We start from the raw sequence: 12,660 nt of genomic DNA, 5'->3' as shown, positions 1-12,660 counted from the left end.
GACATGAGGCAGAGCAAAGCGCTCTGCCTCATTGTTTCAAAGTTTAAAGCGTGAAACGAGTTCTTGAAGTTCCTCCGCCATCGTTGCGAGTGATTTTGCTGATTGTGACACTTCTTCAATCGACTTCAATTGGTCATCAGTCGTCGCTGCGACTTGTTTTGAGACATTGGAGTTTTCGTCGGCGATGTCAGCGATTTGTGACGCGGTCGCGGCCACTTCCTGAACGTTCGCCGCAATCTCCTCGACAGTTGCGGTCACATCTTCGATGCGCGGTGTCATCGCGACTGTACGCTCTTTAATTTTCTCGAAGCGGTCTGCTGTCATCTCAGATGACGTCAATCCTGCTTTCGTATGAGTAGATACTTCTTTCATCAAGTGAACGGATTGTTCCGTCTCATGTTTGATCCGGTCAATCAGTCCTGCGATTTGTTTTGTCGACTGTTGTGACTGTTCGGCAAGCTTTCGGACTTCGCTCGCGACGACCGCGAACCCTTTTCCATTCTCACCTGCACGTGCCGCTTCAATCGCAGCGTTCAAGGCCAATAGGTTCGTCTGTTCTGCAATGCCGTTGATGACCGTGACGATTTCTCCGATTTCATTCGAACGATTCGCCAACGACTGAATAACCCCTTCAAACGTCACGACTGACGCATCGATTGCCTGCATCTGCTTGACGTTCTCTTTTACGGTCGTCGATCCGTCCTCGGCTTCATTTGACGTTTCACGCGACAGTTCGGATACATCCATCGAGCTCTCCGAGATGCGCATGATACCGGATGTGATTGCTTGAAGTGATGTCGCATTGTCGTCGAGTTGTCGCTTCGACCCATCGGCGCTGAGCGCCATTTGATCGACCGCTTGAACAATTTGCTCCGACGACATGGTATTTTGTGCCGAGTTGGCCATCAGTTCTTGAGAAGATGCGGCCACTTGACTGATTGAATCATCGAGATGAAGTAACACCATACGGAGTGAATCGCTCATTTCGTTAAAACTTTCTGAGACACGACCGATTTCATCGTTCGATGAGACGGTAATCGGCTCTGTCAAATCACCTGCCTTGATCCGTTCTGCTCCCTCAGTCAATACACGCAATGGACGTAAGATTGAACGAAGGACGAAGTAGAGAAGGATGGCTGCGACACCAAACATTCCGATGATGACAAATCCAGTCGTCCAGAGGATACCGACCGTCTCGTCCTGAATCTCACCGTCATATAAAGTACCTGCAATCTTCCATCCTGTGATTGGGTTCGTTGCGAACGCTTTCTCAACACCTTCCCCGTTCTCAGTTGCAGATAGAATACCCTCTTCCTCGGCAAAGAGAGATTTCGCCCAAGGCTCAGTTATTTTTTCACCGACAGCCGTCGACGGATGGATGACAACTTGTTCTGCCTCGTCAAAGATGGCAACGTATCCTTCTTTACCGATTTGAATGCTTGACGCTACTTCGGCTATATCATTCACATCAACGTCAACAGCGACTACTCCACTATCGTCAGCTGTCTTCTTCGATACGGTAATCATCATTTTTTGAGAAGAGGCATCGACATACGGATTCGTGATGGCGACATCTTGCCCACTTGCTTCAGCCGCTTCATACCAAGGACGAGTTCGTGGGTCGTATCCTTCTGGCAATCCCTGTTCAGGATAGATTGTCATCGCGCCTTCCGATGAAGCAAAGTAAATGTTCGTCACTTTTGGATGCGTCTCTAAATACTCGGTAAACTTCTCTGCTAACGCCTGATTCTCTTCTCCTTCTTCATAGATCGAAGCATCAATCCGATTCGCAAAAAACGAGATGTCCGTTTGAATCGGCTCGATGAGGTTCGTGACCTCATTGTTCATCCGGTCTACCCCCGAATTGGCAGACTGGATCATTTGAGACTCAATCTTACTTTTCGCCTGCGAATAAGCGACGATTCCAATCAATGTGGCTGGAATGAGTAATAATAGAACGGATAAGACAATCAACTTTTGCTTGATACTAATCGTACGTTTCTGTTTCATAAAACATCTCCTACCTCGAATAAAGTGTTCAAGGAGTGTCGTTGACCTACCGAGTCATCCTTGGGTTATTCACAATATCGGTTAAGAAATATATATTTTAATAGTTGATTGAATTATTCGAAAATTATTTTTCGGAACTTGAAATGGAGTTTCATACGTACAATATAAAATTTAAAATCAAATCATTCGAATTAAATATAAAATTGAGTTAACCTATCAGGAAAGGGGGTAAAAATATGAATTCATTATTGGAAGAAATTAAAAGTTATAAGGAACAGTTCAAACAAAAAGCACCTGCCGAGAAGCAACGATTGATGGCAAAGGCAACGCAGGAATTGAAAGATTCGGGAATTGCGTCAGGATTAAGAGTAGGTGAGTCAGCACCTCTGTTTGAATTGCCTCACGCGGACGGAACAAAAGTCGAGTTGCAGTCGTTGCTTGAAAAAGGACCTGTAATTGTCACGTTTTATCGTGGCGGATGGTGTCCATACTGTAACCTCGAGCTTCGCGCATACCAGCGCGAGTTGGCAACGATTCAAGAAAAAGGGGCTACTCTTGTCGCAATCAGTCCTGAGACGCCGGATTATTCCCTTTCAACGAAAGAAAAGAATGAACTTGATTTTTACGTATTGAGCGACGGAGATAATCAAGTCGCACGCCAATTCGACCTCGTCTTTGACATGCCGGATTACTTGATCGACGTTTATAAGGCGTCTGGGCTGCACGTCGACGCACATAATGGGAACGAGGATTGGCAGTTGCCGAAACCGGCCACGTTCATTATAGATTCAGACGGAACGATTTCATTCAGTGACGTCCCTGCGGATTATACAGAACGTGTCGACCCGTTGACGGTGATTGGAAAATTATAAAACAAAAAGAGATGGCGCGTCACGTCATCTCTTTTCCCATTCGCATTTTTCATCCATTTGATTGACAAACTCCTCGTGCAACATGGCGTACACCATGCTGTCAGTCCACTCCTGTTTACTCCAGTAATCTTTGATGAAATGGGCCTCTTTTCTCATCCCAACCCGTTCACATAATTTCTGAGAAGAAACATTTCTGGCGTCGAGATTGGCTTGCACTCGATGTAGATTGAGCTTCGTAAACAACTCCCCAAGCAATCCGCTCACCGCCTCCGTTGCATATCCTTTTCCTGAATGTGAATCAGAAAAACAATAGCCGATCTCGACGGTTTCTTTCATCCCCGTGTACCATACCGTAAGATCACCGATTACTTTTTGTTGATGGAGCACCGCCAGACTCAACGCACTCTTTTCGGAGAGCGTACGCTGATCTCGTTTCTTTCTAAACTCTGTCTCCACGTTCTCAGTAGTCCAAGACTCATGCAAAAGATATCTACATACTTCTGGCTTGCTATACATTTCGAATGTAGCATGCAAGTCTTTCTCCGTAAATGGTCTGATTTCTAGACGCTCAGTGGTAAATTTCACGTTGTCTCCCCCTTACATTTGATCGCAATCGCCCTGTGAAACTCCCCACCGGTTCACGACCTATGAGGAAATCATAAATTGCTCCACTCGCTTGAGTAGTGTTTCAAGTAGCCGTAGTGACTCGTATGTGTTACCTGTGTACTCGAGACTATGATTCATCTGCTCGACAATCTCGAGTTTAGTCAATGCTAGATGTTCAAGATGCTCGATTCGTTCCAGTACATAATGTTGGTCCGCTGTTCCCATGAGAACCATCTGTTGACCTTTATGAGACTGGATCGCTTCGTATATGTCGTCTTGTTTCAATAAAGGTGTCAACCAAATCAGTTTAGCATCATGAAACACGTTTCGGGTAAGTTCACTTGCCATCGCAACCGTACCGAGCGATTTCCCAACGATTATGTACTCATTAAAAGAATGGGATTGTAGCACTTGATCGATGACGAGACGAACATCGTCAACAATCGCCTCTGATACATCGACTGAATCATACCGCTCATCCCGATAGTTGTAGTTGACTTCAAGAATGTTCAATCCATTCTCTAAACAAAGTGCTGTCGTGTATCGAAACATCGGGGAATCATTCGTATATCCGTATCCGGGCAACAACATCACGAGCGTGTTGGATGACGAATCAGGCTGCAGGAACGAATACGAGACAGATATTCCGTTTGTCCCGACGACTTGACCATCTGTTACTTCATGCATATCGTCCCCTCAATTCTGCAAAAGTTGCGTGTCATGGTGATGAATCAGCGTTCCAATGGTCTCTCCTTGGAGAATCCGATGAATGGCGTTCCGTTCCTTGAAGTCGAACAAGTGAATCGGCAAACCGTGGTCTCTAGCGAGGAGTAATGCCGATTGATCCATCACTTTCAAGTCATGAGCGATGACGTCGTTATAGTGTAGGGTTTCAAATTGACGAGCGTCCGAATCCAAACGAGGATCTCGGTCATATACGCCGGAGACACCGTTCTTGGCAACAAACAAGGCATCGCATCCCACTTCGATCGCACGCTGAACAGCCGGATAGTCTGAAGAGACGAACGGTTGACCGTTACCGCCTGCAAAAATGACGATATATCCTTTTTTCAAATGATTGATGGCTCGAAGTTGAATGTATGCCTCGGCTACACTCGGCATTGGAATCGACGTCATGACGCGTACTTCTCGATTGGCATCACGTTTCAAGATGCCACGCAGCATCAATGAGTTCATGACTGTCCCGAGCGTCCCGATGCTGTCAGCTTCCACTCGATTGATCCCCCATGCTTCTGCTTGATTCCCTCGGAAGAGATTTCCCCCTCCGACCATGACACATACTTCAACCCCGCTATTTGCGAGTGACAATATTTCTTCTGCAATCAGGCTGAGACTCATTTCGTCAAAATTATCCGGTCCATCACCAGCTAGAGCGGCCCCACTTAACTTAATACAGATTTTCCGGTGTTCCATCTTTCCCCAACCCTTCATTTGGAATTTTTTGTTCAATTCAGTATAGAAGAGTTTATATAATGGAACAACACTATTTTTAATTGATTCATAAGGACATTTCTTTATATTCCTTGTAAAACTCATCGAACATATAAAGTCCACCGATTTCTTCATCGATAAACGTATATAAAGAAATTTCAAATTCTAGAGGCGATGCTTCATTGAAACACTCTTTTACTCTTAGCAAACCTTCTCTTACATACTGCTTTCCCTTTTCAATACTCTCGGTTGAGATATAGTACCGTCCAAGACAAAGATAGTAACGAGGAAATTCTGGGTACTCTGCTATCGCCTTTAATAGATACGATTCATATTTTTCTGGATGTTCGATTTCATGTAGATTGGCCATTGAATAGTAAAGGATTCCTTTTGACTTAGCATCCATTTTATCGAGCATCGACTCGATCTCTTCGATCTTTGTTTCGTCATATACTGGATAGACGAAAGTTGATTCAAGATATACGCCGAGGGCGAAAAAAATCGAATGCTCCGGAAACTTATCAAATGCTTCGAATAAGTGTTTAGAGGCACTCTCATAGTCTTCTTCCGGCGTATCCATTTCAGCACTAATGAGAGTCGTCCAGGCGATGAATTCGTCTGGGTACTCTTTGACTAATTCTCTGGCGGCACGGATTGCAAGGAACAGCTTCTTTGGCGATTGTGCCATAGTTTGTATTTTTTTAATTTCTTGATCAAAATTTATCATTTTATCTCCCCCTTAAAAAACAAAATTTTCACTACTTCACCCTAATTTAACTGGGTGATTTGAATACGATTTTGTCACCACACATAAAGTAGCAATATGAGTTTCCAAAAAATAACTGGACGCACATTACTATGATTTATTGAACATACATGAACGGGTAAATTTATTTCATGTATGTTTATGATTGTAGCTCAAAGGCAGAATGAATCACTATAGATAAAAAGCTCCAATCGGCACAAAAAAAGACCGTAGAACATTCTACAGTCTTTAAGCTTAGGCACCCATAATCGAATCATGACGAGTCGTTTCCCAACCGTATGCCACTTCGCGGAGTAACAATTCACCAAACTCCCGATCTTTTTGGTCGATGACCTGCCCTTGTTTTCGCTCATAAAATGTGCGGAACGGATTCATCTCTAGTGCCCAGATCAAGAGACCCGCTTCACACATCGATTGCACGGCATGTTCAAGGAGAGCGGACCCGATTCCGTTCCCTTGATGGTTCTCTAAAATATAAATGGCATACACTTCGTTCGTATGGTCTGGATACTCACCCGTACGTTCTTCTCCGTATAGAACGAAGCCCACAATCTCGTCATCGACAATCGCCACAAAGCCGGCTACCTCTTGCCGACGAAGTGCTGTCCGCAACCGTTCTGCCCATTCGATGGAACCGGACGAAAGTTTCAATAAGTACTCGGTCGGTACGATCCCCCGATAGGTCGTGCGCCATCCGTTCACACGCACTCTCGCAATCCCATATACATCGTCTGGTTTGGCGACCCGAATGTCCAATGTGACCCCCTCCTACCCGAATCTTTACAAATAGTTTACCACAAATCTCCAACATGCAATCTCGAATTATGTGAATTCTATTCGATCACCTACCATAAAAAAAATAGACGCCACCTCTACTGAGGCAGTGTCTATTCACTAATTATGCAACTTCTTTTGACTGAATCGGTGTAGCCGTTGTTAACGGTTTTTTCAAGAACGAGAGAAGCAATGCTCCGACCACCGCACCTGCCAAGATAGCGAGTGCGTAAAGACCCATACTCACCGCGACATTTCCAGCACCTTCAAGAAGTGGGAAGACGAAGATTCCACCGTGTGGCGCCGGCAATTGAATCGTGAAGAATGCGGACAATCCGCCTGCGATGGCAGAACCGAGAATCGCTGATGGAAGAACGCGAATCGGGTCCGCAGCTGCGAATGGGATCGCCGCTTCCGTGATAAACGAAGCTCCCATGATATAAGCGGTTTTTCCTGCTTCGCGCTCTTGTTTCGAGAACTTTTGACGAGCGAAGACTGTTGATGCGAGTGCGACGAGGAGTGGTGGTACCATCCCTCCAGCCATGACCGCTGCCATGACTTCTTGGTTACCCGCTGTAAGTGCTGCCGTACCGAAGACGTACGCTGTCTTGTTGATCGGACCACCCATATCGACTGCCATCATCCCACCGACGATGACTCCTAAAAGGATGGCGTTCGCGCCACTCATGCTGTTCAACGTATCCATCAACCATGTCATGAGTGCTGCAATCGGTTCATTGACGACGAGCAACATGACCATACCTGAGATAAACGAACCGAGTAACGGATACAAGAGGACTGGTTTGATTCCTTCAAGTGAAGCAGGCAATTTTGCGAGTGCTTTTTTCAAGAACAGGACGACATAACCTGCCAAGAAACCAGCGATGAGACCACCGAGGAATCCTGCGTTCCCTTGACTTGCGAGTACCCCGGCCACGAGACCTGGTGCGAGACCTGGGCGATCGGCGATCGACATCGCGATGAAACCGGCGAGAATCGGAACGAGGAAGCCGAATGCAGCTCCACCGATCGTCATCAACTGTGCAGCAAATTCATTGTAAGACGGGTCATCCGGGTTGGCGGAGTTGATGCCCCAGAAGAAGCTGATGGCAATCAAGAGTCCACCTGCGACAACGAGTGGAAGCATCGCGGATACACCGCTCATCAAGTGCTTGTACACGCCTGTACGTTGCTCTTTCGAAGCACCACCTGACGATTTCGAAGCCTCATATACCGGCGCATCTTGTTTCACCGCACGATTGATGAGTTCTTCCGGTTTCCGAATCCCTTGTGCGACCGGAACTTCAATGACTCGTTTACCAGCGAAGCGATCCATTTCAACAGCCTTGTCCGCTGCGACGATGATTGCTGTTGCCCGGTCAATGTCCGCGCGCGTCAATTCATTTTTGACGCCAGTCGACCCGTTCGTTTCGACTTTGATGTCGACGCCCATCGCTTCCGCTTTTTGCTTCAAGCTATCTGCTGCCATATACGTATGAGCGATACCGGTCGGACAAGCCGTGACCGCCAAAATGAACGGTGCATCCGTGTTTGTCGGTTTGACGACCTCTGGCTTCTCTTCTGCTGCTTCTTTTTCTTCGATTGCACGGATGACATCGTTTTCAGAAGTAGCCGCATAGAGCCGTTCCTGGAATGCAGGGTCCATCAAGTAAACTGATAGTTTAGAGAGTGTTTCAAGGTGTTCATTATTGGCGTTTTCGCCTGCCGCAATCATGAAGAAGAGGCGGCTCGGTTGTCCGTCTAACGCTTCGTAGTCGACACCTTCCGAGCGACCGAACGCGATCGCTGGTGACTTGACTGCACTCGTTTTCGCGTGCGGGATGGCAATGCCTTCACCGAGCCCAGTCGTGCTCTCGCTTTCACGTTTTAGGATCGCATCGCGATAACCGTTGCGGTCCGATAGTTTACCAGCGCGGTCGAGGACATCGACAAGTTCTTCGATGACCTCACGCTTAGAACTCGCGCTTAGATTCAATTGAATCGTGTCGCGTTGGAGCAAGTCCGTGATTTTCATGTTGTTTCCTCCATTCGTTTAAGTGGTGTGAGTTGTACTTGATCGATCAAGCGATCGATCTCTTGTTTCGAACATAGACCGAACGTATATGCAGATGCGCTTCCTGTCGTGACCGCATATCGAAATGCTTCTTGTTCGCCTTTTTCTTTCACATTCGCGACAAATCCGGCGACGAGCGAGTCTCCTGCACCGACCGAATTGACGAGCTTCCCTGTCGGTGTGTTTGCTGTGACGGCTCCGTCCTTGTTAACGAGTAGCGCCCCGTCTCCCGCAAAGGAGATGATGACATTTTTCGCCCCACGTTTGACGAGTTGTTCCGCATAAGGAAGAGCTTCCTCGAATGTTTCAATTTCGGTATCAAACAATTCACCTAATTCATGGTGGTTCGGTTTGATCATGAGTGGTTCGAGGGCGAGCACTTCGAGCATGGCTTCTTTCGTCGTATCAACGACAAAGTCAGCCCCTTTTTCGCGAATCGATTCGGCAATCGTCCGATATAGAGAGTCTGGTAGGTTACTTGGAATACTACCCGCAAGGACGACGATATCACCTTTTTGAACCTGATCGAACTTGGCCGTCAATTGTTCGAGCTCATACTCTGTGATATTCGGTCCGCTCGCATTCAGTTCCGTTTCCTCTTTCGCTCGAATCTTGACGTTGATCCGGGTGCTTCCATTCACCTCTACGAAATCGGTGTGTACACCGTGATCGACGAGTGACTTTTTAATGAAGTCACCTGTCGTCCCACCGATGAAACCAAGTGCCTTTGTGTCTTGTGCATACTCCCGGAGAACGATTGAGACGTTGATGCCCTTCCCACCTGCTCGCTCTGTCGTCTCTTCGATTCGGTTCACTTCTCCTAGATGTACTTTAGGTAATGTTACGTAGTAATCAATAGAAGGGTTGAGTGTTAACGTATAAATCATTTCGCATTCACCACCTTTGTGATTGTTTGGATGGAACTCATTGACTCATCGCTTGATGTGATCAACTGTGCGGCATCTAACGTCGCAACTCGGCTGAACGTCCGTTTCCCGATTTTCGATGCGTCAGCGAGTACGAAGGACGTTTGTGCCAATTCGATTGCCGTTTTTTTGACAAGCGCTTCTTCTGGGTCTGGGGTCGTGTAACCCGCATCAAGGTCGATTCCGTTCATTCCGAGAAAGGCGAGGTCGACTCGATAATTCATCATGCTCTCGCGTGCGTTATACCCGACAAGTGCTTGGGTGGAACGCTTTAATTCTCCGCCAATCACAAACGTCTTAATATCAAGATCAAATAATTCATTCGCAATCGGTAGACTGTTTGTGACGACGACGATTTTCTTCCCTTCTAAAAATGGAACCATCGCCTGAGTGGTTGTACCGGCATCTAAATAGATCGACATCCCGTCTTCGATGAATGTCGCGGCCTTCCGTGCAATCGCAACTTTTTCATCTACGAACCGATCTCGCTTCTCTTCAAACGTCGGTTCTTCATCTGGAGTCGCAATGAGTGTTGCTCCGCCGTGAACCCTTGCCAAATATCCTTCCTCTTCGAGGTCCGTCAAATCTCGACGGATCGTCGACTCGGACGAATCGGTCAAATCAACCAGTTCTTTCAATTTGACGACCTTTTGTTCAGATAAGCGTTGCAAAATCAACTGATGTCGTTGTTTCGTTAACATCTTGTTCCCTCCATACGTCTAATATAAAGCGTTTCCATTATGAAAACAACTAAAATCATTCAAAAACGTCCATATTCATTCAACTTGTCACAATTATAACACAAAAAAACGGTCATTTACTGACCGTTTTTTTGTGTTCATGACTGTTTTTTTAACCATTCATCCAACTCTTGAACAAGTTTTGGATGAATCGGCGCATCGATTGCTTCTCGATATTCTTTATGCAGCATGAGAAGCGAATGGGGTGACTCACGTGTCACGAGGAGATGATTCATATCATCGATAATCGATGGGGTGACCTCCCCTTTCGTTTGAATCATATGGACGTGTTCTGGTGGGACTTGAACATCACGTCCCCCTGTAATCGCAAGCACCGGGACGGTCACATGCTCTAACCGCTCACGGACGTCATAGGATGCATGTTCTCGAATCCATTTCGCATTAACGACTTGCCCACGATATTTGAAAGACGACACGTTCGTCCGTAAAGACCGCTCGAGCAAGTCGTCCTGTCGCTGTCTGACTTTTTTGGCAACGCCCGTCAACCGATAGAAGAGACCTTTTATTCCCTTCACATGTTCGATGTCTTTAGCCAGCGCGTCTGCTTGGTATAGGAACATCTGCTTTGACGATTCATGGAACCCAGACAGTAAAATCAATCCATCGGCTTTCGTCTCAAGCTGAACGGCAGGAGCAAGAACGGCCCCTTCACTATGACCGAGTAGATATAATCGATTCACATCGGCTAGTTGTCGAATGGTGCGCACGACAAGAATCGCATCGTTAATCAAATCATGTAAGCCAACTTTATTAAAATCCCCATCGGACTTCCCGATTCCTTGTTTATCATATCGGAACACGTTGTAACCGTAGTCGTACAACGCTTCTGCCAACTTGGCATACGTATTAAAACCGACACCTCCCATGTTACCATCACGGTCACTCGGTCCACTCCCGCTCAACATGACGATGGTCGCCCGAGGCTCCTCATGCGAAAGAAAAGTTCCTGCAATCGTTCCATATGCTGTCGTAATCGTCATCTCTTGTTTCATCGTATCGCCTCCATTACTATCATACCCGAAACTGACATCCAAAAAAAATATGTCGCCGTCAAATGAGACAGCGACATCTATACGGTCAGTCCGTTAGCCAAACGTGCAACCAATTGACCGCATCAGCTAACCCATCTTCCGTCAGGCGTTCGAACGTATCCTTCTCCGTAAACACTTGCCAACTTCCTTCTAATGAATCACTCAACATCAGATAAGGTAATCCTTCTTCATCATAAGCATCACCCGGAGAACTCCCCATCGAACGAACTGTTAATTGATCGAACGGAGTCTGTTCAAGGATACGATATGATTTCATCCCTTTCGTCCGAACGTATAGTGGGCCGTCGCCGGTCCCAAGAATATCGAGCATGACGACTGCATCGACTTTCTCCCTTTGAACCATTAATCGTTCGAGGAAATCGTCACTCGCTTCTCTAGAGTCCCCATTCCCATTCAAAAAGACATATCGAATCGTATAGTCCGGTGTCTCCTCGTTCATCACTTGCATGAGATGATATAAGACCGTCGACGGTCCGACGGCAGACAAATAATGGGCACCGTGCCAGGAAGAATCGAGTCGGGACATGATGATGATTTCTTGATTACTCTTCCCTGTTTGAACAAATTCGATATATGGGATCTCTTCACGGTAAGGCTCTATCTTTATCGATTGTCCATCCTTCAGCTGTTCAGCCGTATCGGAGTCTACACCCGTACCATCTAACGGCATGTAGGATGACGTGAAAACAAAACCCATCCCATATGGATCGTCTTCATAAGGTGTGATCAAGTATCCTGCCGCTCCCTTAGATGCGAGTAATGACAAATATGCGTTCGCTTCTTGGTCATTCAATACTTCACCCGTGAAATCGACGGTATACGCATCCTCGATATTGTCATATGAAAACTTTGTCGTCGGTAAGACAATCACTTTCTCTTTGACATCCGGAATATCTTGTCCCCACTCCATATGTAAAATTGTTCCTTTGAACGGTTGATCAAACGTCATCGATGAAAGACCTTCATACGTTTCATCACCCACCTCAATCTCAGTCCAACCGGTTATCCGTTCTGTGTAAAGGACGTTCCGGTCCATGTCGACGGGTAAATCGGTTCCGAATGATTCAAAAAAGTCAGCACTTTCCCAGCTATCTGCATTTCGATCGACTGATGAAAAGTATTCCGCAGTCTCGAGCGGTGTCGGATGGATTGGATTAAAAAAGAGAAAGACTGTCGCGATTGAACGCAACAAACTAATCACTATTAACATTACATGATCCCCATTCAATGATATTGGCTAAGTATGCCAATATTTATTATAGACAGCTATTTATCGTCTGACTATTTAATATTTTATCCATTAAATATAATTTTAGAAACTGAATATCATGTTCAGACCACAAAAAGAGCCCGTTCGAGTTGAACGG

General features: G+C 46.2%; 12 protein-coding genes. 1 reads left to right on the top strand and 11 read right to left on the bottom strand.

Annotated elements, in window-relative coordinates:
• Positions 1-36: 36 nt before the first annotated feature.
• On the bottom strand, positions 37-2,010 hold the full coding sequence (locus tag KNO98_RS01690) for a methyl-accepting chemotaxis protein (RefSeq protein ID WP_214698440.1): 1,974 nt from the start codon (positions 2,008-2,010) through the stop codon (positions 37-39).
• Between the two features lie 236 nt (positions 2,011-2,246).
• On the opposite strand from KNO98_RS01690, the gene KNO98_RS01685 reads away from it, so the two are divergent.
• Entirely contained in the window at positions 2,247-2,882 is a 636-nt protein-coding gene (locus KNO98_RS01685) for a peroxiredoxin-like family protein (RefSeq protein ID WP_214698438.1), read from the top strand.
• Positions 2,883-2,906: 24 nt separating this feature from the next.
• Here the strand turns inward: KNO98_RS01685 and KNO98_RS01680 are convergent, their stop codons facing one another.
• The 10 genes from KNO98_RS01680 to KNO98_RS01635 form a co-directional block, all read right to left on the bottom strand.
• Positions 2,907-3,467, bottom strand: coding sequence for a GNAT family N-acetyltransferase (locus tag KNO98_RS01680; RefSeq protein WP_214698436.1), 561 nt, complete (start codon positions 3,465-3,467; stop codon positions 2,907-2,909).
• A 60-nt stretch (positions 3,468-3,527) separates the two neighbouring features.
• Positions 3,528-4,175 (bottom strand): alpha/beta family hydrolase, encoded by a 648-nt coding sequence (locus tag KNO98_RS01675; RefSeq protein ID WP_214698434.1) that lies wholly within the window; start codon positions 4,173-4,175, stop codon positions 3,528-3,530.
• Between the two features lie 9 nt (positions 4,176-4,184).
• Entirely contained in the window at positions 4,185-4,922 is a 738-nt protein-coding gene (gene pyrH, locus KNO98_RS01670) for a UMP kinase (RefSeq protein WP_214698432.1), read from the bottom strand.
• Between the two features lie 85 nt (positions 4,923-5,007).
• Complete coding sequence (locus KNO98_RS01665) at positions 5,008-5,667, bottom strand: tetratricopeptide repeat protein (RefSeq protein ID WP_214698426.1); 660 nt, start codon at positions 5,665-5,667, stop codon at positions 5,008-5,010.
• Between the two features lie 273 nt (positions 5,668-5,940).
• Positions 5,941-6,462 (bottom strand): GNAT family N-acetyltransferase, encoded by a 522-nt coding sequence (locus tag KNO98_RS01660; protein ID WP_214698424.1) that lies wholly within the window; start codon positions 6,460-6,462, stop codon positions 5,941-5,943.
• Positions 6,463-6,604: 142 nt separating this feature from the next.
• Positions 6,605-8,515: a PTS fructose transporter subunit IIABC gene (locus tag KNO98_RS01655; protein WP_214698422.1), complete on the bottom strand. Its 1,911-nt coding sequence runs from the start codon at positions 8,513-8,515 to the stop codon at positions 6,605-6,607.
• On the bottom strand, positions 8,512-9,441 hold the full coding sequence (gene pfkB, locus KNO98_RS01650; protein ID WP_026826053.1) for a 1-phosphofructokinase: 930 nt from the start codon (positions 9,439-9,441) through the stop codon (positions 8,512-8,514). The genes KNO98_RS01655 and pfkB overlap by 4 nt, the downstream gene beginning before the upstream one ends.
• A complete protein-coding gene (locus KNO98_RS01645; RefSeq protein WP_026826054.1) occupies positions 9,438-10,181 on the bottom strand; it encodes a DeoR/GlpR family DNA-binding transcription regulator in 744 nt (247 codons plus the stop codon). The genes pfkB and KNO98_RS01645 overlap by 4 nt, the downstream gene beginning before the upstream one ends.
• Before the next feature lie 137 nt (positions 10,182-10,318).
• Positions 10,319-11,233: an alpha/beta hydrolase gene (locus KNO98_RS01640; RefSeq protein ID WP_214698421.1), complete on the bottom strand. Its 915-nt coding sequence runs from the start codon at positions 11,231-11,233 to the stop codon at positions 10,319-10,321.
• Between the two features lie 85 nt (positions 11,234-11,318).
• Positions 11,319-12,503, bottom strand: coding sequence for a zinc-binding metallopeptidase family protein (locus tag KNO98_RS01635; RefSeq protein WP_214698419.1), 1,185 nt, complete (start codon positions 12,501-12,503; stop codon positions 11,319-11,321).
• Positions 12,504-12,660 lie beyond the last annotated feature (157 nt).

This window comes from Exiguobacterium sp. s57, assembly GCF_018617685.1.
In the GTDB taxonomy this organism is placed as follows: Bacteria; Bacillota; Bacilli; order Exiguobacteriales; family Exiguobacteriaceae; genus Exiguobacterium; species Exiguobacterium marinum.
This window is presented reverse-complemented; position numbering and strand designations above follow the sequence as displayed.

Excerpts from the sequence above, each read along its gene's own strand:
- KNO98_RS01640 (WP_214698421.1), bottom strand. The coding sequence starts at position 11,233 with ATGAAACAAGAGATGACGATTACGACAGCATATGGAACGATTGCAGGA.
- KNO98_RS01675 (WP_214698434.1), bottom strand. The coding sequence starts at position 4,175 with ATGCATGAAGTAACAGATGGTCAAGTCGTCGGGACAAACGGAATATCT.
- pfkB (WP_026826053.1), bottom strand. The coding sequence starts at position 9,441 with ATGATTTATACGTTAACACTCAACCCTTCTATTGATTACTACGTAACA.
- pyrH (WP_214698432.1), bottom strand. The coding sequence starts at position 4,922 with ATGGAACACCGGAAAATCTGTATTAAGTTAAGTGGGGCCGCTCTAGCT.
- KNO98_RS01685 (WP_214698438.1), top strand. The coding sequence starts at position 2,247 with ATGAATTCATTATTGGAAGAAATTAAAAGTTATAAGGAACAGTTCAAA.
- KNO98_RS01635 (WP_214698419.1), bottom strand. The coding sequence starts at position 12,503 with ATGTTAATAGTGATTAGTTTGTTGCGTTCAATCGCGACAGTCTTTCTC.
- KNO98_RS01665 (WP_214698426.1), bottom strand. The coding sequence starts at position 5,667 with ATGATAAATTTTGATCAAGAAATTAAAAAAATACAAACTATGGCACAA.
- KNO98_RS01690 (WP_214698440.1), bottom strand. The coding sequence starts at position 2,010 with ATGAAACAGAAACGTACGATTAGTATCAAGCAAAAGTTGATTGTCTTA.
- KNO98_RS01645 (WP_026826054.1), bottom strand. The coding sequence starts at position 10,181 with ATGTTAACGAAACAACGACATCAGTTGATTTTGCAACGCTTATCTGAA.
- KNO98_RS01655 (WP_214698422.1), bottom strand. The coding sequence starts at position 8,515 with ATGAAAATCACGGACTTGCTCCAACGCGACACGATTCAATTGAATCTA.